This is a genomic window from Krasilnikovia sp. M28-CT-15 (assembly GCF_047159595.1).
Taxonomy (GTDB): Bacteria; Actinomycetota; Actinomycetes; order Mycobacteriales; family Micromonosporaceae; genus Actinoplanes.
This window is the reverse complement of sequence record NZ_BAAGAK010000001.1, coordinates 6,546,668-6,565,205: the sequence shown is the minus strand read 5'-3', so window position 1 is coordinate 6,565,205 and position 18,538 is coordinate 6,546,668. Positions and strand designations below refer to the sequence as shown.

General features: G+C 73.3%; 19 protein-coding genes. 12 read left to right on the top strand and 7 right to left on the bottom strand.

All coding sequences use genetic code 11. The features are described from left to right. Nucleotides 1-12 precede the first annotated feature (12 nt). The 4 genes from ACMCNO_RS30035 to aroA all read right to left on the bottom strand — a co-directional run bounded on the left by ACMCNO_RS30035 (nucleotide 13) and on the right by aroA (nucleotide 4,347). Nucleotides 13-885: a hypothetical protein gene (locus ACMCNO_RS30035; protein ID WP_412753861.1), complete on the bottom strand. Its 873-nt coding sequence runs from the start codon at nucleotides 883-885 to the stop codon at nucleotides 13-15. Between the two features lie 153 nt (nucleotides 886-1,038). After that, nucleotides 1,039-1,842, bottom strand: coding sequence for a histidinol-phosphatase (gene hisN / locus ACMCNO_RS30030; protein ID WP_412752792.1), 804 nt, complete (start codon nucleotides 1,840-1,842; stop codon nucleotides 1,039-1,041). A 136-nt stretch (nucleotides 1,843-1,978) separates the two neighbouring features. Then, nucleotides 1,979-2,995, bottom strand: coding sequence for a ribosome small subunit-dependent GTPase A (gene rsgA / locus ACMCNO_RS30025; protein WP_412753860.1), 1,017 nt, complete (start codon nucleotides 2,993-2,995; stop codon nucleotides 1,979-1,981). 44 nt (nucleotides 2,996-3,039) lie between these two features. Further along, entirely contained in the window at nucleotides 3,040-4,347 is a 1,308-nt protein-coding gene (aroA, locus tag ACMCNO_RS30020) for a 3-phosphoshikimate 1-carboxyvinyltransferase (RefSeq protein ID WP_412752791.1), read from the bottom strand. 86 nt (nucleotides 4,348-4,433) lie between these two features. On the opposite strand from aroA, the gene ACMCNO_RS30015 reads away from it, so the two are divergent. The 5 genes from ACMCNO_RS30015 (at nucleotide 4,434) to rsrA (ending at nucleotide 7,836) form a co-directional block, all read left to right on the top strand. Further along, nucleotides 4,434-5,114: an SOS response-associated peptidase gene (locus ACMCNO_RS30015; RefSeq protein WP_412752790.1), complete on the top strand. Its 681-nt coding sequence runs from the start codon at nucleotides 4,434-4,436 to the stop codon at nucleotides 5,112-5,114. A 250-nt stretch (nucleotides 5,115-5,364) separates the two neighbouring features. Next, on the top strand, nucleotides 5,365-5,760 hold the full coding sequence (locus ACMCNO_RS30010) for a WhiB family transcriptional regulator (protein WP_412752789.1): 396 nt from the start codon (nucleotides 5,365-5,367) through the stop codon (nucleotides 5,758-5,760). A gap of 191 nt (nucleotides 5,761-5,951) precedes the next feature. Further along, on the top strand, nucleotides 5,952-6,572 hold the full coding sequence (locus ACMCNO_RS30005; protein WP_412752788.1) for an alpha/beta family hydrolase: 621 nt from the start codon (nucleotides 5,952-5,954) through the stop codon (nucleotides 6,570-6,572). A 162-nt stretch (nucleotides 6,573-6,734) separates the two neighbouring features. Continuing rightward, nucleotides 6,735-7,553 carry a sigma-70 family RNA polymerase sigma factor gene (locus ACMCNO_RS30000; RefSeq protein ID WP_412752787.1) on the top strand — a complete coding sequence of 273 codons (819 nt, stop codon included), beginning with the start codon at nucleotides 6,735-6,737 and terminating at the stop codon, nucleotides 7,551-7,553. A 4-nt stretch (nucleotides 7,554-7,557) separates the two neighbouring features. Beyond that, complete coding sequence (gene rsrA / locus ACMCNO_RS29995; RefSeq protein ID WP_412752786.1) at nucleotides 7,558-7,836, top strand: mycothiol system anti-sigma-R factor; 279 nt, start codon at nucleotides 7,558-7,560, stop codon at nucleotides 7,834-7,836. Nucleotides 7,837-7,908: 72 nt separating this feature from the next. On the opposite strand, the gene ACMCNO_RS29990 is transcribed toward rsrA, so the two are convergent. Beyond that, a complete protein-coding gene (locus tag ACMCNO_RS29990; RefSeq protein WP_369752275.1) occupies nucleotides 7,909-7,983 on the bottom strand; it encodes a 50S ribosomal protein bL37 in 75 nt (24 codons plus the stop codon). Between the two features lie 156 nt (nucleotides 7,984-8,139). On the opposite strand from ACMCNO_RS29990, the gene ACMCNO_RS29985 reads away from it, so the two are divergent. Beyond that, complete coding sequence (locus ACMCNO_RS29985; RefSeq protein WP_412753859.1) at nucleotides 8,140-8,361, top strand: biotin/lipoyl-binding carrier protein; 222 nt, start codon at nucleotides 8,140-8,142, stop codon at nucleotides 8,359-8,361. On the opposite strand, the gene ACMCNO_RS29980 is transcribed toward ACMCNO_RS29985, so the two are convergent. Next, on the bottom strand, nucleotides 8,342-10,057 hold the full coding sequence (locus ACMCNO_RS29980) for a tetratricopeptide repeat protein (protein WP_412752785.1): 1,716 nt from the start codon (nucleotides 10,055-10,057) through the stop codon (nucleotides 8,342-8,344). The two genes, ACMCNO_RS29985 and ACMCNO_RS29980, sit on opposite strands and share 20 nt — an antisense overlap. A 200-nt stretch (nucleotides 10,058-10,257) precedes the next feature. On the opposite strand from ACMCNO_RS29980, the gene ACMCNO_RS29975 reads away from it, so the two are divergent. Next, on the top strand, nucleotides 10,258-11,292 hold the full coding sequence (locus ACMCNO_RS29975; RefSeq protein WP_412753858.1) for an SIS domain-containing protein: 1,035 nt from the start codon (nucleotides 10,258-10,260) through the stop codon (nucleotides 11,290-11,292). A gap of 23 nt (nucleotides 11,293-11,315) precedes the next feature. Beyond that, nucleotides 11,316-12,848, top strand: a complete 1,533-nt coding sequence (locus tag ACMCNO_RS29970; protein WP_412752784.1) for a sensor histidine kinase — start codon at nucleotides 11,316-11,318, stop codon at nucleotides 12,846-12,848. 36 nt (nucleotides 12,849-12,884) lie between these two features. Here ACMCNO_RS29970 and ACMCNO_RS29965 read toward each other — a convergent pair whose 3' ends face one another. Further along, nucleotides 12,885-14,543 (bottom strand): glycosyltransferase family 39 protein, encoded by a 1,659-nt coding sequence (locus tag ACMCNO_RS29965; protein ID WP_412752783.1) that lies wholly within the window; start codon nucleotides 14,541-14,543, stop codon nucleotides 12,885-12,887. A 344-nt stretch (nucleotides 14,544-14,887) separates the two neighbouring features. Here ACMCNO_RS29965 and ACMCNO_RS29960 point away from each other — a divergent pair, with 344 nt between their 5' ends. Genes ACMCNO_RS29960 through ACMCNO_RS29945 form a run of 4 tightly spaced genes read left to right on the top strand, consistent with a single transcriptional unit; the run spans nucleotide 14,888 to nucleotide 18,352 of the window. Then, a complete protein-coding gene (locus ACMCNO_RS29960; protein WP_412753857.1) occupies nucleotides 14,888-16,582 on the top strand; it encodes a nitrite/sulfite reductase in 1,695 nt (564 codons plus the stop codon). After that, nucleotides 16,579-16,776, top strand: a complete 198-nt coding sequence (locus tag ACMCNO_RS29955; RefSeq protein WP_412741089.1) for a hypothetical protein — start codon at nucleotides 16,579-16,581, stop codon at nucleotides 16,774-16,776. Before ACMCNO_RS29960 ends, ACMCNO_RS29955 begins: the two co-directional genes overlap by 4 nt. After that, nucleotides 16,773-17,534: a phosphoadenylyl-sulfate reductase gene (locus ACMCNO_RS29950; protein ID WP_412752782.1), complete on the top strand. Its 762-nt coding sequence runs from the start codon at nucleotides 16,773-16,775 to the stop codon at nucleotides 17,532-17,534. Before ACMCNO_RS29955 ends, ACMCNO_RS29950 begins: the two co-directional genes overlap by 4 nt. Beyond that, a complete protein-coding gene (locus ACMCNO_RS29945) occupies nucleotides 17,516-18,352 on the top strand; it encodes a sirohydrochlorin chelatase (RefSeq protein ID WP_412752781.1) in 837 nt (278 codons plus the stop codon). Before ACMCNO_RS29950 ends, ACMCNO_RS29945 begins: the two co-directional genes overlap by 19 nt. The last annotated feature ends 186 nt before the right edge of the window (nucleotides 18,353-18,538 follow it).

The following is an 18,538-nucleotide window of genomic DNA, read 5'->3' as shown; positions in this document are numbered from 1 at the left end:
ATCCGCGCCGGGTCACAGGCCGGCGGCGCGCAGGCCGGTCCGCTGGGTGGCCCGTCCGCCCGGCTGGCCGCCCGGCGCGGTGGCGTGGTGGTGCTGCGGCTCCGCGTACCGGGTCAGCCCCAGCACCGCCGCCAGCGTGACCACGAACCCGGTCGCGGCCATCCACTCCCGGCCCGGGTGGATCTGGTCGCCCAGCAGCAACAGCCCGACGATCGCCGCGGGCACCGCACCGGCCGCATCCATCGCCGCCACCGCGGCCGTGGTCGAGCCACGTTGCATCGCCAGCCCCAGCAGGAGCTGACCGATCAGGGAATGGGCGACCAGCAGATACAGCAGCGGGTTACCGAAGTAGCCGGTGACGGAGTGTTCCGCCGCCAGCGGCCGGGCCGCGATCGCGGCTGCCGAGAACGCGATACCGGCCAGCGAACCCAGCACGACGGAGCCGACCGCGCCGTGCAGGCGTACCGCGAAGAAGCCGAGCACCGCCAGCACCACCAGGGTGACCGCCAGCACGATCACCGCGACCGGCCCCAGCTGGCGCGAATGTGCCGGCTGGGCCGCCAGCACCAGGGCGGTGATCCCCACCAGCAGGAGGGCCAGCAGCGCGATCTCGGCCGGAGGGAGCACCCATTTCAGCACGGCGACCCCGAGCAGGGCGGTCACGCCCAGCCCGGCCGCGACGCTGGCCTGCACCAGAAACAGCGGCAGGTCACGCCGGGCCACGAAGGCCAGCACGAAGCCGAGCACCTGACAGAGCAGACCCAGCAGGTACGTCCGGTGGCTGGCCAGGCGCACCAGCAGCCCCGGATCGAACGTGTGGTGCACGCTCGTGCGTGCCGCCGCGACCGACTGCAACAGGTTGGCCACGCCGTACGCCAGGATCATCGCGCCGAGACAGAACCAGCCTGGGGACACCACAGCGAGGATAGACCAGTGCCTGGTTCCGCTCAGGCCGGTTCGCGTGCCAAGGCGCTCGTCAGGCGGCTCTGGGCGCGGCGGACGGCTCGTCCGGCCGGTCCCGGCCGCTGAGATGACTCGTCAGGCTGGTTCGGGTGCCAGGCGGGTGAGCACCTCGTCGTGCAGCGGCCCGTTCGTCGCGATCGCGCTGCCACCGCCGGGCCCCGGCCGGCCCTGCAGGTCCGTGAAGGTGCCCCCGGCCTCCCGCACGATCGGGATCAGGGCGGCCACGTCCCACAGCGACAGCTCCGGCTCCACCATCACGTCGAGCGCGCCCTCGGCCAGCAGCATGTAGCCGTAGAAGTCGCCGTACGCCCGGCTGCGCCACGCCTGCCGCAGCAGGTCCAGCATCGGCTCCAGGCGGCCGGTCTCCTCCCAGCCGGACAGGCTGGAGTAGCAGCAGGAGGCGTCCGCCAGCCGGTTCACGGCCGACACCCGGATCCGGGTGGCCCCCGCCTGATGGCGGCCCGCGTACGCGCCGTGGCCGGTCGCGCCCCACCACCGGCGGCCCAGGGCGGGCGCTGACACCAGGCCCGCGACCGGGACGTCGTCCTCCACCAGCGCGATGAGGGTGGCCCAGATCGGTACGCCACGGATGAAGTTCTTCGTGCCGTCGATCGGGTCGATCACCCAGTGCCGGGACCCGTTGCCCGCGCTGGGCATGGACATGCCGTACTCCTCGCCCAGCACGCCGTCGCGCGGGCGGGCCCGCGCCAGGGTCGCGCGGATTGCCTTCTCCACCGCGGTGTCCGCATCGGAGACCGGGGTCAGATCCGGCTTCGACTCGACGTGCAGGTCGAGCGCGCGGAACCGGGCCATCGAGATCGAGTCGGCGGCGTCGGCCAGCAGGTGGGCGAGGGAAAGATCGTCGGAGTACCCAGACATGCGGGAAACCTAGCCGATGATCGCGGTCCGCCCCGCCCGCGACCCGGCCCCGCGCGTCGCCGGTCCGGGGTGTCGCCGGTCCGGGGTGTCGCCCGGCCCGTGGTGTCGCCCGGGCCGTGGTGTCGCCGGTCCGTGGTCAGGAGTCCGGGCGCTCCTCGCGAGGGTCCTCCCCGGCACGCGACGCCAGCAGGCGGCGGTAGCTGGCCAGCCGTCGCGGGTCCGCGTGACCGGCGCTGATCCAGGCATCCAGCGCGCAGTCCACGGTGGCCGGGCTGTGCCCGCAGTTCGGCGGGCAGTCCACCGTGCCCTCGACCAGGTCGGGAAAGCCGTGCAGCAGGCTGTCGGCGCTCACGTGCGCCAGCCCGAAGCTGCGGATGCCGGGGGTGTCGATGATCCAGCCCGGGTCCTCGCCGTCCGTACCCGTCGCGGGCAGCCGCAGGGCGACCGCGCTGGTGGAGGTGTGCCGTCCCTTGCCGACCGCGCTGACCGCGCCCACGGCCCGCAACGCGTGCGGCACCAGGCGGTTGACCAGGGTGGACTTGCCCACCCCGGAGTGGCCGACCAGGACGGAGATCTGCCCGGCGAGCCGCTGCCGCAGCGGGGCCAGGTCACTGTCGGGGCGCACCAGCACGTACGGCAGGTCCAGCTCGGCGTAGTAGTTGAGTACGGCCTCGGGGCCGGCGAGGTCGGCTTTGGTGAGGCACAGCAGCGGCTCGACGTCCGCGTCGTACGCCGCGACCAGGCACCGGTCGATGAACCCGGTCCGTGGCGGCGGGTCGGCCAGGGCGCTGACGATGACGAGCTGGTCGGCGTTGGCGACCACGACCCGCTCCAGCCGGCCCTCCGGGGTGGTGTCGTCGTCGTCCGCGGTGCGGCGCAGCACGGAGGTGCGCGCGGCGATGCGCACGATCCGGGCCAGCGCCCCGGGCGCGCCGGACGTGTCGCCGACCAGCGCCACCCGGTCGCCCACCACCACCGACTTGCGGCCCAGCTCACGGGCGCGCATCGCGGTGATGATGTCGTCCTCGGTGGGAGCCTCGGGGCGCACGCAGCCGTACCGGCCCCGGTCCACGCTGATGACCAGGCCGTCGACGGCGTCGGAATGCGGTGGACGGGTGCGGGTACGCGGCCGCGAGGACCTGCCCGGTCGGATCCGGACATCGTCCTCGTCGTACTCCCGCTTGCGCCCCGGCAGGTTCAGCTCCTCGCCACGAGTCCGGCCCAGAGTTCGGGGAACTCGGGCAGCGTCTTCGACGTACACGCTACGTCGCTGAGGTGAACGCCCTCGACCGCCAGGCCGACAACCGCCGCGGCGTGCGCCATGCGGTGGTCCGCGTACGTCTCGAAGAGAGCCGGGCGCAGCGGGCCCGGGCTGACGTCCAGCCCGTCGGGGTGCTCGACGACATGGGCACCGAGCTTGGTCAGCTCGCGGGCGAGCGCGGCGATGCGGTCGGTCTCGTGGCCCCGGATGTGTGCCACCCCGCGCAGCTGCGAGGGCCCGTCCGCCAGGGCCGCCAGGGCGGCGACGACCGGCGTCAGCTCGCTGACCTCGGACAGATCGGCGTTCACGCCGCGCACCGTGCCCGTGCCGCGGACGGTGAGCCCGTCGGCGTTCTGCTCGACCCGCGCGCCCAGCGCGGTGAACAGCTCGGTGACCCGGCCCACCGGTTGCCAGCTCTCCTGCGGCCAGCCGGCCAGCGTGACCGCGCCCCCGGTCACCAGGGCGGCCGCGAAGAACGGCGCCGCTCCGGACAGGTCAGGCTCGATGGTCCAGGTGCGGCCGCGCAACGATCCCGGCTCGACCGTCCACACGTCCGGCACGCTGTCGTCCACGGTCGCCCCGGCGGCGCGCAGCATGTGGGTGGTCATCCGCAGGTGGGGGGCGGAGGGCACCGGCGGGCCCTCGTGGCGCAGCACCAGGCCCTTGGCGAAGCGGGGCGCCGACAGCAACAGGCCGGAGACGAACTGGCTGGAGGCGGAGGCGTCGATGACCGCCTCACCGCCGTCGACCTGGCCCCGGCCACGGACCGTCAGGGGCAGCCCGCCGGTGGGCGATGCGTCGAGGTCGGCGCCGAGCGCGCGCAGCGCCGCGAGAATGGGGCCCAGCGGGCGGTTGCGGGCGTGCGGGTCACCGTCGAAGGTGACTGTGCCATCGGCCAACGCCGCGACCGGGGGCGCGAACCGCATCACCGTGCCGGCCAGACCGACGTCGATGTGGGCCGGACCGCGCAGCGGGCCGGGCTCGACCGTCCAGGTGTCGTCGGAGGTCGTGTCCACCGTGGCGCCGAGGGCCCGCAGGGCGGCCGCCATCAGCGACGTGTCGCGGGCACGCAGGGGCCGCTCGATCCGCGAGGGTTCCGCGGCCAGGGCGCTCAGCACCAGCGCGCGGGCGGTCATCGATTTCGAGCCGGGCAGCCGGATGGCCGAGTGCACGGGGCCGGTGGCGAGTGGGGCGGTCCAGGGGCGGGGCGCGGCGGCGGTCGGCTGACCAGGTTCATCTGTCACGGTCCCTATTGTGCCGGGGGCGTCTGACAGTGCTCCGGCGTGTTCCCGCCCCCCGGGACGGGGCGCGGCGGCGTACTGTCTGCCGCATGTGCGGCCGGTACGCGACGACACGCAGCGACGCTGATCTCAGCGCGCTGTTCGATGCCGCCAACGTGACCGCCGGTGTCAGCCCGAGCTGGAACGTCGCGCCCACCGACCTCGTGCCGGTGGTGCGGATGTCGCGACGGCACGGCGGCCGGGTGCTCGACACCGCGCGCTGGGGGCTGGTCCCGCCGTGGGCACCCGATCTGCGCGGCGGCGCGCGCATGATCAACGCGCGCACGGAGACGGTCGCCACCTCGCCCGCGTTCGCCCCCTCGTTCGCCCGGCGGCGCTGCCTGGTCCCCGCCGACGGATGGTACGAGTGGGTCCGCACCGGCCGTGAGCGGCAGGCGTACTTCATGACCCCCGCGGACGGTTCCCCGCTCGCGTTCGCGGGCCTGTGGTCGGCGTGGGGGCCTGACTCCGTGCTCACCTGCACGGTGCTGACCACGGCGGCGCTCGGGGATCTGGCCCGGGTGCATGACCGGATGCCGGTCGTGCTGGCACCCGAGCACTGGGCGGCGTGGCTGGCCGACGGGGACGGCGTCGCGGTGCTGGGGCCGCGCCAGGAGCCGCCGGCGGGGATCGAGGTCCGGGCGGTCCGCCCCGACGTCGGCAACGTCCGCAACAACGGCCCTGAGCTGGTCACGCCATCGCCCGAGCCCGCTGAGTCAACCCTCTTCTGACAGTAGTCGGCTATCCGACGGTTACCGGTGAGTCGTGTACAGCATGTTACGGCGCGTTACATTCCTCCGGAGATTTGCGTAGATCATCCCGGTATGGGGATGGCCGCTTCGGCGAACTTAGTTACGGTACGCACAAGCCCCTTGTTCTGATCTTCGTTCCTGCGATACAAACCACCGCCGGTGTGGTTACGAGTTCGCAGGGTGCGGACGTCGCGACCACGTTCACCGGTCCCACGGGGGAGGTGGGCAGATGACTCGGGCACGAATGCCACGTCCGCACGAGGTCGCCATCGCGCGACGCGACCCCAGGCTGCTTCAGGCGATCGACGAACGCCGGTCGGACGAGGCGTGGCGCATTCGCGGCGCGTGCCGCAGCGTCGACCCGGAGGTGTTCTTCCCGGCTCCGAACGAGCCGTCCGACCGCGCGCTCGCGCTCTGCGGTACCTGCGACGTCCAGGGGGCCTGCCTGGCCCGGGCGCTGCAGGTCGGCGACTGCCACGGCGTCTGGGGCGGAACGACGCCCCGCGAGCGCCGCGCCATGCTGGTCGCCTGGCGTGAGCGGGTCGGTCCCGACGGCGAGCCGGTCGACGACGGGCCGGATGCCGAGGACCGAAGACTCCTCAGCCTCATCCCGGTCAGCCGCTGACCGCCTCATCCCGGTCAGGCACTGACGCTCATCCGGCCAGATGCTGATCCGGCCAGACGCTCATCCGGCCAGACGCTCATCTGGCCAGACGCTCATCTGGCCAGACGCTCATCTGGCCAGACGCTCATCTGGCCAGACGCTCATCTGGCCAGACGCTGATCCGGCGATCACCACCGGGCGACAATGACGTCGTGCGCAGCGACACCACCACGAGCGGCTACACGATTGAGACGGCACGCGGCCCGGCGGGGATCCGGGTCAGCGAGCCCGCGGGCCCGCCGCTCGCCCTGCTCGTGCTCGGGCACGGCGCGGGCGGAGGGGTGGAGGCCCCCGATCTGACCCGGGTGCACGACGTCGCGGTCGCGGCCGGCGTCCGGGTCGCACTGGTCACCCAGCCGTACCGGATGGCGGGCCGGCGTGCTCCGGCCCCGGCTGGTCACCTGGACGAGGCCTGGACCGCTGCCGTCGGACAACTCGCCGTGCCGGGGCTGCCGCTGATCTGCGGCGGGCGCTCCAGCGGCGCCCGGGTCGCCTGCCGGACGGCCGGTGCGCTCGGCGCGGCGGGGGTGCTGGCGCTGGCCTTCCCCCTGCATCCGCCGGGCCGACCCGAGCGCAGCCGGGCGGGGGAGCTGCCCACCGAGATCCCCACGCTGGTCGTGAACGGTGACCGGGATCCGTTCGGGCTGCCGCAGGCGGTCGGTGCCGTACGGGTGATCGTCCGGCCGGGCGCCACCCATGATCTGCGCAAGGATCTTGCCGGGACGGGTGACGCCGTGCTGGGCTGGCTGCGCGAGCACCACTGGGCACACTGACCCCGAACGTCCCGGCAAATCGTGGGGTTAACGGGTATTTTCCGGCTGTTTGTCGTGGGCCATTTTCATGATCACGCAGGTCGGGGCCGGGGCGAGTGGGAATGTGTGCAAGATGCAGACCGTTGCAACACGCGGACAGCCGTACGTCGGAAGGGGTCAGCGGTGCGTGCCGAAACCGGATGCGTCGAGCGCGATGGCGCGAAGCAGCGGCAGGTGCGGGAGCTGTTGACCGCCCCGGACTGGCCCGCGGTGCAGCCGGCGCCGACCCCGTCGCCATCGGTGACTGTCAGCACACCGGCGGTTTCGGGAACGTTGGGCGGGGCACTACCCGTATCCTCGGCGGGGCGGCCGAGGGGAGACGGACGGGTGACGCCAGCAGAGCGGACGGAACGGACGGAGGAGCGCCGCGCGCGTTTCGAGCGCGATGCGCTGCCGTTCGTCGACCAGTTGTACGCCGCGGCCCTGCGGATGACCCGCAACCCGGCCGATGCCGAAGACCTGGTGCAGGAGACCTATCTCAAGGCGTTCTCCGCCTTCCACCAGTTCGAGGAGGGCACCAACCTCAAGGCGTGGCTGTACCGCATTCTCACCAACACCTACATCAACTCGTACCGGCGTAAGCAGCGGCAGCCCGTGCAGGCGCCGACGGACGAAATCACCGACTGGCAGCTCGCCGCCAGCGAGTCGCACACCTCCGCGGGTCTGCGCTCCGCCGAGACCGAGGCACTGGACCGGCTGCCGGACAGCGACATCAAGGACGCGCTGCAGGCGCTGCCGGAGGACTTCCGCCTCGCCGTCTACCTCGCCGATGTCGAAGGTTTCTCGTACAAGGAGATCGCCGACATCATGGGCACCCCGATCGGGACCGTGATGTCCCGCCTGCACCGTGGCCGTCGCAACCTGCGCAAGCTGCTGGAGCAGTACGCCGCGGACCGGGGCATCACGCGCGGCACCGACGCGCCGGCCCGGCAGGAGGCGTAGCGACGTGAACGGCGAAGAACACAAGCCGGACTGCGGTGCCGTCATCAGCGAGGTCTACCTCTACCTCGACCTGGAGTGCAGCGAGGAACGCCGCATTCTGATCAAGAAGCACCTCGACGACTGCACGCACTGCCTGCACGAGTACGGCATCGAGCACGAGGTGAAGGCACTGGTCGCCCGCTGCTGCGGTGACGAGGTGGCGCCGCGGGAGCTGCGGGAGCGGCTCCGGGTCAAGCTGAACGAGATGGTCATCGAAGTGGAGACCCGCGAGTTCCTGCCCTGAGGGCGGGTAGAACAGACGCGGGAGGGCCGGCAGCGGTGCGCTGCCGGCCCTCCCGTCGTATCGCGGCCAGGCTCAGGAGTTGGGGCGCTTGCCGTGGTTGGCAGAGCTCTTCTTCCGGGCCTTCTTCTTGCGGGCCTTCTTGGCCATGTCGGCCTCCTCTTTCGTGGCAGGTCGTCGCGCCTGATCGTAGTCGTCGGGTCCGGCCGGGATGCTCGCGGCGGTCCGTCCTACCGGGCGGCCCGGATTCCCCCATCAAGTGCTCGTGATTGGATAATCTCCACCCGACAGCGTCGACGAGGAGGAATCACCATGGCCGACGAGATCCGTGCCGAGATGGTGGCCAATGTGTGGAAGGTCGTGGCCGCCGCCGGCGACGAGGTCGCCGAGGGTGACACGCTGGTGATCCTCGAATCGATGAAGATGGAGATCCCGGTGCTGGCCGAGTCGGACGGCACCGTGGCCCAGCTGGCGGTCAACGAGGGCGACGTCGTCCAGGAGGGTGACCTCATCGCCGTGGTCGAGTGAGGCGCCGGACGAGCCAGCCCACCAGCCGCCGCCCGGCACGGCGGTCGCGCTGACGCGGAATCGCGGCGACCGCCCGGCCCTCTTCGACCCGTACCACCGCGGCGGCCAGTTCCTGCGCGGCCGGGCTGAGGTCCGGGGTCACCAGCGCCAGCTGCGCCACCGACCACGCGATGCCGGTCAGTTCCGCGGCGGGGGTGGCCACCACCTCGGCCAGGGTCCGCCCGACCAGGTCGGCCACGTCCGCCCGCGCGGCCGGCTCCACCCAGGCGTACGTCACGAGCGCGAACAGCGCCGCCTCGGTGATCGCGTCCACGCCACCCGCGGCCAGTTCCACCAGCAACCGACGGCGCCGCGATCCGGGCCACGGTTCATCCGCGTCGTGATGCAGCAGCCCCAGGCAGGCCCAGACGTACACGCAGCGGGTCCACCGGGCGGGATCGTGTGCCGCCAGGGCCCGGCCGACCTCCGTGTCGGGTGCGGCCGGCGGGTGGGCGATGAGGGCCAGCAACTCCTGCGGCTCGACCAGCAGCAGCCCCACGGCGGTGTCATATGCGGCGGGCGGGTGCGGCCACAACGGGTGCGCCACCCGTTGCAGCCGTTGCACCGCCGACGCCGAGGGCGGGGCGACGTCCGGCCGGGCAACGGTGGGGTAACCGGTGGAGGGCCGGGGCGCCGGCGGACGGGCGAGCGTGGGGAAGCGGCGCCGCGGGTCGGGGTCTGAGTCCGGGGCGGCCGGGACCCGGCTCAGCCACGGCACGTCCTGGCAGCATTCGGCGAGGTCGGTGTGCTCGTGCGTATCGTCCGGGTGGTAACGCTGGAAGTCGGCGAGGCGGACCAGGTGTGCCACGTCCCCGTCGGCCTGGTATCGCAGCCGGTGACCGGTGTGCACGGCGCAGTCGAACTCGGGGTCGCGCGCCAGTGCCCGGTCCACCCAGGTGAGGGCCTCGTCCAGCCGGTCCTGGGCGGCGAGGGTGCCCGCGATGTCCGCGTACACGGACAGGTCGTCGGGGTCGTGCCCGACCGCGCGGCGCAGCGCGTCGAGGGCCTCCGGCAGGCGGCCGGCGCTGCGGTAGGCGTACCCGAGCCAGATCTCGCCCAATTTCGACGGCTGGGCCCGGACGCCGCGGGCGGCCCAGTCGACGGCGAGCGTCGCGTCGCCGATCCGGCGCGCCAGCGCCGATCCGGCGCCGAGCAGCAGGTGGTGGGCGGGTTGGGCGGCGATCGCGTGCCGGACCACCGTCAGGTACGGCAGCAGGGCCCCGCGGTCCTGCTCGGGGGCCGGGTCGCCGACCGCGGTGCACAGCCGCATGACCATGCGGGCCAGGGTGTCCGGATCGAGCCGCGCGCCCAGCGACGGTTCGGCGACCCAGGGCACCCCCGCCCAGTCCATGCCGGGGGTGTGCCCGCTGGCAGCGGCCAGCAGCGGCAGCCCGTCCTCGGGGCGCCCGGCGGCGGCCAGCAGGTGGGCGCGGGCGACGACCGTGCCGACGAACGCGTGCTGCCCGAGCGGGAAGAGCTCCAGGCCGCCGCCGGACCGGGCGGCGAGCCGGCTCAGCAGCTCGTGGGTCTCCGGCAGGGTGGGTGCCTGCGCGATGGCGCCCGCCAGATGATCGGCCGCGTGGTGCATCTCGCCGCGGTCGAGGGCCGCGCGGGCCTGTTCGAGGTCGCTGTCGGCGGAGCGACGGGGGTCTTCCATGGGGCTGCGCCAACCTTTCGACGTCGCGCGGGATACGCCACGACGCGAGCCTAGGCGACGGCGATCGATATGTCAGGCCGGGATCTGCGCATTGCTGCGCGAAACGTTGCGCTTGGCCGCTCTTTCGTGCAAGACTGCGCACGAAACGCGCGGGACCGTGCATAGGGGAGGGTCTGTCAGTGACGCAGCGAGGGCAGGGCATGGCGGCCGACATCGCGGAGCAGCCAGCGGGAATGGCCCGTCTGCTCGACCGCGAACACGCCACCGCGATCGCGGCCGTGGCCGCCCGGGTGGCCGCCCACCGGCCCCGCCACGTGATCTTCGTCGGCCGGGGCACCTCCGACCACGCGGCCCTGTACGGCGCGTACCTCACCGAGATCCGGCTCGGCATCCCGGTCGGCCTCGCCTCGCCCAGCGCGATCACCCTCTACGGCGCCCGGCCGGACCTCTCCGACGCCCTCGTCGTCGGCGTCAGCCAGAGCGGCGGCTCGCCCGACCTGGCCGGTGTGCTCACGGTCGCCCGGCAGTCCGGCGCGCTGACGCTCGCGGTCACCAACAACCCCGACTCGCCGCTGGTCGCGGCGGCCGAGCTGGCGATCGACGTCGCCGCCGGCCACGAACGGGCGGTGGCCGCCACCAAGACGTACACCGCCGAGCTGCTCGCCCTGCTCCTGCTGGTCGAAGGCATCCGTGCGGGCGACGGGGCGCTGCCCGTCGACGAGCGCGCCGCCCTGGAGAAGCTGCCGCAGCTCGCCGAGGAGGTACTGGCGGACGACGGGGCCGACGCGCTCGCCCAGCGCTACCGCTTCGCCTCCCGCATGGTCGCCACCGGCCGGGGCTACGCGTACCCGACCGCCCGGGAGACCGCGCTCAAGCTGATGGAGACGTCGTACCTGCCGGCCCTCGCCTTCTCCGGCGCGGATCTGCTGCACGGCCCGCTGGCCATGGCCGACCCGGACGTGCCGGTGCTGGCCGTCGTCGGCGACGGTCCGGGCGGCCAGGCGATGCGGGACGTGGTCAACCGGCTCGGCGAGCGGCGCGCCGACGTGGTCACCGTCGGCCCCGCGGACGTGCCCGGCGCCTCCGGCCGCCTCGCCGTCCCCGCGGTCGACGAGCGCTACGCACCCCTGCTCGACATCCTGCCGCTGCAGAAGCTGGCCCTGGCCCTGGCGCTGGCCCGCGGCGAGGACCCGGACGCCCCGCGCGGCCTGAAGAAGGTCACGACGACGCTCTAGAACAGGCATGGCAGGCTTGATCCGTGTCCACCCTGCGCGACCTCGCCGAGGAGCACACCGACCTCGGTCCCGCCGACATCGACCACCTGCACCGCCTGGCCGGCGACTGGCAGTTGCTGTCCGACCTGTCCTTCGCCGACCTGCTGCTCTGGGTGCCGGTCCGGCCCCCGGACGCCCGGCCCCGGACGTTCCTGTGCGTCGCCCAGGTGCGTCCGACGACCGCGCCGACGGCGTACCAGGACGACCAGGTGGGCAAGATCGCCGGGGGGCCCGAGGTGGCGCACCTGGACATCGCGTACGCGCAGGCCCGGATCTGGCGCGAGGGTGACCCGGTCTGGTACGGCGACACCCCGGCCCGGCACGAGGCCATCCCGGTCCGTATCCGGGGCGAGGAGGAGCACGGCGAGGTCGTCGCGGTCATCGGCCGCGACACCAACCTGTCCACCGCGCGTACCCCCAGCCAGCTCGAACTGAACTACCTGACCACGGCGGACGACCTGGCACAGATGGTGGCCGACGGGACGTTCCCGCCGCCCCGGCACCCCGGCGAAACCACCTCCGCGCCCCGGGTCGGCGACGGCCTGATCCGCCTCGACGCCTCCGGCAAGGTCACCTACGCCAGCCCGAACGCGCAGTCGGCGTACCGGCGGCTCGGGTTCAGCGCCCACCTGGTCGGCGAGGAGCTGGCGGTGCTGACCGGCCGGTTGGCCGCGGACCCGCTGGAGGGCACGGACACGGCCGAGCGGATGCTGGCTGCGCTGCGTGGTGAGCACCCGGCGCGCAAGGAGGTCGAGGCGCGCGGCGCGACCGTACTCATGCGGGCTCTGCCGCTGATGCCCGCCGGGGTGCCGATCGGCGCGCTGGTGCTGGTCCGCGACGTCACCGAGGTACGCCGCCGCGACCGCGCCCTGATGACCAAGGACGCCACCATCCGGGAGATCCACCACCGGGTCAAGAACAACCTGCAGACCGTCGCCGCCCTGCTGCGTCTGCAGGCCCGCCGGGTCGACCACCCCGAGGCGCAGGTGGCGCTGCAGGAGTCCGTACGCCGGGTCGCCTCCATCGCGCTGGTGCACGAGACCCTGTCGATGTCCAGCGACGAGGCGGTCGAGTTCGACGGGATCGTGGACCGGGTGGCCAGCGCCGCCACCGAGGTCGCGGCCACCGAGAGCGCGGTGACGATGCGCCGCGAGGGCACGTTCGGTGTGCTGCCCGCCGAGATCGCCACGTCGCTCGTGATGGTCCTCAACGAGCTGCTCATCAACGCGGTGGAACACGGTTTCCCGGGCATCGAGGAGGGTGGTGCGCCAGAGCCCGCCGACCGTCCCGGCGAGGTCGTCGTGGCGGCGCACCGCTTCCGTCAGCAGTTGCACGTCACCGTGGCGGACAACGGCCGGGGCCTGCCCGGGGGGTTCCGGGCGGATGCGAGTGGGCGGCTCGGCCTGCAGATCGTCCGGGCGCTGGCCACCGGTGAGTTGCGCGGCAGCATCGAGCTGCGCAACCGGGCCGGTGGCGGCACCGAGGCGGTGCTCGTCGTCCCGCTCGGCAAGCGCTGATCCAGCCGGACCGGGCCGCTGGGCGAGGGGGCGGGCTCAGCCGCCCGCCGGGCGGCGTCTGGGCAGCAGCAGCGCCACGGTGAAGCCGTCGAAGCGCCAGCGTTCGGCCACCCGGTAACGCTGGGTGAGGGCCCCGCGGACCGCCTCCGGGAGCTGATCCGTGGTGCCCGCACGGCGGCCGGTGGCCAGGTCGTCCGCGCTCACCGCCCATACCCGCGGGGCGCCCGCGAGGCAGGGGGCCGGGTCGTCGCACTCGGTGGCCCACAGCGACGCGTTATGCACTGCGTCGGAGCGCAGCAGCAGGTCGCGCGGCCCGTTGCCGCGCAGGTAGTAGCGCATCGCCGTGTCGGAGAACTGCCAGCCCTGCCGGTGCGCGTAGACCACCCCGTCGCCCGGCACCGACCACGCCCCCAGCAGCTGTGCCACGGACCGGTAGTCGAACCATGAGTGCCGTTTCCGCAGTTCGTTCTGTGCGGGCAGGCCCATCAGCCCCAGCACCAGCACGACCGCCAGCGCCGTCGGCAGGCGCAGGGTGCCCAGGGCCCGCCCGGCCAGCACGCACAGCAGCGGGATCACGAAGATCAGGTACCGGCCGAGGAACATCGGCGCGACCAGCTGGTCGATGGCGAACAGCAGTCCGTACGGCAGGAGCACCGACAGCCAGAGCAGCCGGCTCCAGGCGTCGCCGGGGCCCGGTGTCCCGCGGCGGGGCAGCGCGAACACCGCGAGGGCGCACAGCGCGCCGCCGACCAGGCTGGAGATGAACAACGTCGACGGCAGCTCGGCGAGGGCGTCCGGTGTCGCCCGGGACAGCCAGTTGAGCTGGGCACCACGCTGCGTCGCACCGAGCAGGGCCAGCGGCACCACCCCCGCACACGCGACCGCGACCGCGACCGCCCACCACAGCAAGGTCGCCCGGCGCGGGGAGCGGGCGGTCAGCACCAGCACGGCGACCGCGTGCCCGGGCAGCAGCAGCAGGGCCACCTGGTGCGACCAGCCGAGCAGCAGGACGCAACCGGCGTACGCCGCCCAGCGCCACCATCGGGGCCGGGTGAGCGCCGCGACCAGGGCCAGCGTGGCGAGGGTGGCGAACAGCGCTGCCGCCGCGTACCCGCGGGCCTCCTGGCCGTAGCGCGACACCACCGGCACCGTGGCCAGCAACAGGCCCGCCAGCAGCGCGGCCCGGTGGCCGAACAGGCGGCGGGCCAGCAGGGCGGTGGCCGCGGCGGTGGCCGTCATGGCCAGCACCGAGGGCACCCGCAGCGCCGTCACCGAGTCGCCGAACCACCCCACCCAGTAGTGCAGGAACAGGTAGTACGGCAGCATGACCCCGTCGATGTGGTGCCCCAGCGCGATGATCTGCGGCACCGTACGCATCGCGGCGTCCCAGCTGGCGAACTCGTCGCGCCACGGCGGCGCCTCGCCCACCCGGAACCACACCACCAGCCCGGTGACCACGGTGGGCACCACCCAGCAGAGCGCTCCGGTCAGTGCCCGGCGGGAAATCCGGCGGGACGCCGCGCGCGGCGGCTCAGGCGCGGGATCCGATCGGGGCGCGTCTGCCGCCGGCTCGGGCTCCGCTGGAGCGGCGTGCGGCGCTGGTTCGACGGCGGCGGGCTCGGAACCCGGTCGGACGGCGTCCGGCACGGACGACGGCCCCGCGGTGGCGGGGCGGTCGCCAGACGTGGTCGTCATCAGGACAGGATTCCAAACTGCTGAGTCCTCATGTGGCCCGGTGCGACATTCGGTGCCGGTGGTGTGCCAGGACACCCTCCCGGATTCTGGACCGGACTGGCCCACAAGGGGCGGCCGTGAGAGGCTGTCGGCATGACCGCTGCAGTCGACCGCCGCTTCGTGGCCCGCCGCCACGTTGACTACGGGCGCGTCCGCAGCGCGATGTGTCCGGCTTCCTGACGCCGCCCGATCTCTGATTTCGGGCGCGCCCGACGCGCCGGCCTTCTCCAGACACCGATGTCGCGAGCCCTTCGGGGTGGCCGTTCCGCCATGGCGTGCCCTCGATGACCCGGAGGACCGCCGACATGGCGCTCGACAGCATCACCGCTGCGAAGCCCGCCGCCCGCCCCCGCAAGGCGCGCGGCGAGGGCCAGTGGGCGCTCGGACACCGTGAGCCGCTGAACCCGAACGAGCGGATGAAGAAGGACGACAACCCGCTCAACGTCCGCGCCCGCATCGAGAACATCTACGCGAAGCAGGGCTTCGCCTCCATCGACCCGCAGGACCTGCGCGGCCGGTTCCGCTGGTGGGGCCTGTACACCCAGCGCAAGGCGGGCATCGACGGCGGGCGCACCGCCGTGCTGGAGCCGCACGAGCTGGAAGACGAGTACTTCATGCTCCGCGTGCGCATCGACGGCGGCGCGCTCAACCTGGCCCAGCTGCGCACGATCGCGGGCATCGCCACCGAGTTCGCCCGCGACTCGGCCGACATCACCGACCGGCAGAACATCCAGCTGCACTGGATCCGGGTCGAGGACGTGCCGGAGATCTGGCGCCGCCTCGAAGCGGTCGGCCTGCAGACCACCGAGGCGTGCGGGGACTGCCCCCGGGTCGTGCTGGGCAGCCCGGTCGCGGGCGTCTCCACGGAAGAGGTCATCGACCCCACCCCGGCGATCGACCGGATCGTCGAGCGTTACCTCGGCGACCCGAAGTACTCCAACCTGCCGCGCAAGTTCAAGACGTCGATCTCCTGGCTGGTGGACACCCCGTACGAGACGAACGACGTCGCGTTCATCGGGGTGCAGCACCCGGTGCACGGGCCCGGCTTCGACCTGTGGGTCGGCGGGGGACTGTCCACCAACCCGCGGCTGGCCGAGCGGCTGGGCGCCTGGGTGCCGCTGGAGGAGGTGCCGGACGTCTGGGAAGGCGTGGTCGGGATCTTCCGCGACTACGGCTACCGGCGGCTGCGCAACCGGGCCCGGCTGAAGTTCCTGCTGGCCGACTGGGGCGTCGAGAAGTTCCGCGAGGTGCTCGAGAAGGAGTACCTGGGCCGGGCGCTGGTGGACGGGCCCGAGCCGGACCTGCCCGCCAAGCCGGTCGACCACATCGGGGTCCACAAGCAGGTCGACGGCCGCAACTACGTGGGCGCCGCCCCGGTCGTCGGGCGTTCCTCGGGCACGCAGCTCACCAAGCTCGCCGACGTGGCGCAGGCACACGGGTCCGACCGGGTGCGGCTCACCCCGTACCAGAAGCTGCTGGTTCTGGATGTTGCGGACGACCAGGTCGAGTCGCTGGTCGCGGGCCTGCGCGGGATCGGCCTGGAGGCCCGGCCGTCGGCCTGGCGGCGCGGCACGATGGCCTGCACCGGCATCGAGTACTGCAAGCTCGCCATCGTCGAGACCAAGGCGCGCGGCGAGGAGCTGGTGGCCAAGCTGGAGGAGCGGCTGCGTGAGTTCGACGCGGACATCTCCATCCACATCAACGGCTGCCCCAACGCCTGCGCCCGCACCCAGGTCGCCGACATCGGTCTCAAGGGCCAGCTCGTCATGAACGAGCGGGGCGAGCAGGTCGAGGGCTTCCAGATCCACCTCGGCGGCGGCCTCGGCATGGCCCAGGGCCAGACCGCGGGCTTCGGCCGCAAGCTGCGCGGCCTCAAGGCCACGGCCGAGGAACTTCCCGGGTACGTGGAACGCGTCGCCCGGCACTACCTGGCCGGGCGGGCCGACGGGGAGTCGTTCGCTACCTGGGTCGTGCGCGCCGACGAGGAGTTGCTCAAGTGAGCGACGCCCGGTCGACGCCCCTCTACTGCCCCTACTGCGGGGACGAGGACCTGTACCCGCACGAGGCATCGCACGGCGCGTGGGAGTGCCACTCCTGCGCGCGTGTCTTCACGGTCAAGTTCAACGGGCTGCTGGCCGCGCGTCTGAAAGGCGTGGCCGGCGACGACGGCGCTGTCGAGGGAGCTAACCGATGACTGTCGTGACCGCTACCGGCCTGGGCCTGGTGTCCCTCGGGGGATCCGCCCCGGCCGACCCGACCCGCCGCACCCCGGCCGAGCTGGAGGCGCTGGCTCGCGACGCGGCGTCGGCGCTGGAGGGCAAGCCGGCCGAGGAGATCGCCCGGTGGGCGACCGACACGTTCGGCGCGCGGTTCTGTGTGACGAGCTCGATGGCGGACGCGGTGGTGGCGCACCTGTTCTCCCGGGTCACCCCCGGCGTGGACGTCGTCTTTCTCGACACCGGCCTGCACTTCCCGGAGACGCTGAAGGTGCGCGACACGGTCGCCCGCACGATGAACGTGAACGTGCGCTCGATCCGGCCGCGGATGACCGTGGGGCAGCAGGACGGCGAGTTCGGTCCCCGGCTGTTCGCCCGCGACCCGGACGAGTGCTGCTTCCTGCGCAAGGTGGAGCCGCTGGAGCGGGCCCTGGTGGACTACGACGCCTGGGCCACGGGCCTGCGCCGCGACGAATCCCCGACGCGGGCCAACACGCCGGTCGTGACGTTCGACGCCCGCAAGGGCAAGGTCAAGGTCAACCCGATCGCGGCGTGGCGACAGGCCGACGTGGATCGCTACATCGCCCGCTGGAACGTGCCGGTCAACGAGCTCTTCAAGAAGGGGTACGGCTCGATCGGCTGCTGGCCGTGCACCCGGCGCACGAAGGCCGGGGAGGACCCGCGCGCGGGCCGCTGGGCGATGTTCGAGAAGACCGAATGCGGCCTGCACGCCTAGCTGCGGCGCCCCCAGACCGCGCGGCGCCGGAGGCGCACGCCCGGTTGGGCGTGGTGCTGACCGCGCATGGCAGCCGTGACCCTCGGGCGGCGGCCGCGACGCAGGCGCTCACCCGGGCGGTGGCGCGCCTGCGGCCGGACTGGGACGTGCACGCCGCCTACCTCGACCACAGTCTGCCCCGGCCCGCCGGGGCGCTTGCCGCGCTGGCGGCGGCCGGCCATCAACGGGCGGTGCTGGTGCCGCTGCTGCTGACGTCGGCGTACCACGGGCGGGTCGACGTGCCCGCCGAGGTCGCCGCGGCGCGGGCGGACGGGCTGAGCCTGGAGGTGGCCGTCGCCGAGGTGCTGGGACCGGTGGCCGGGGCGGTCCCGCCGTTGCTGCTGGACGGGCTGGTGCGGCGCCTGCCGGCGCTCCGGTCGACGGCCGGTGGACCGGTGCGGCGGGCAGGTGAGCTGGACGCGCTGGTGCTGGCGGCGGCGGGCACCCGCGACGCCGCGGCCCGCGCAACGGTGGAGCAGGTGGCCGCAGCGCTCGGCGAGCGGCTGGGCCTGCCGTGCCGGGTCGCGTACGCGTCGGCGTCCCCGCCGGTCGCCGGCGAGGCGGTGGGGCTCCTGCGGGGGGCGGGCGCGCGCCGGGTCGGGGTGGCGTCCTACTTTCTGGCTCCCGGGCGGCTGTATGACGCCGCGGTGCGGTCGGCGTGGTCGGCCGGGGCGGTGGCCGTGGCGGAGCCGCTCACGGACGCGCCGGAGCTGGCGGCACTCGTGGTGGCTCAGGCCGCCCGGGCGGCGGCCGGCTTCGCGGTGCCCGTCGCCGCCTGACCGGCTCGCCGTTCCCGATGCGATGGAAGACACACAGTGGGTGGGCGTGCTAATCGTCTCAGTAACGATTGCCGGTAATTTCGAGATCATTTCGCGAACGGCGTGTGACCTGATTTCCCGCGCGGTGCCGCCATTGCGTGCGGTAATCGGCCCGAAACAGCACGACGCCCCGGGCCGGAACGGCTC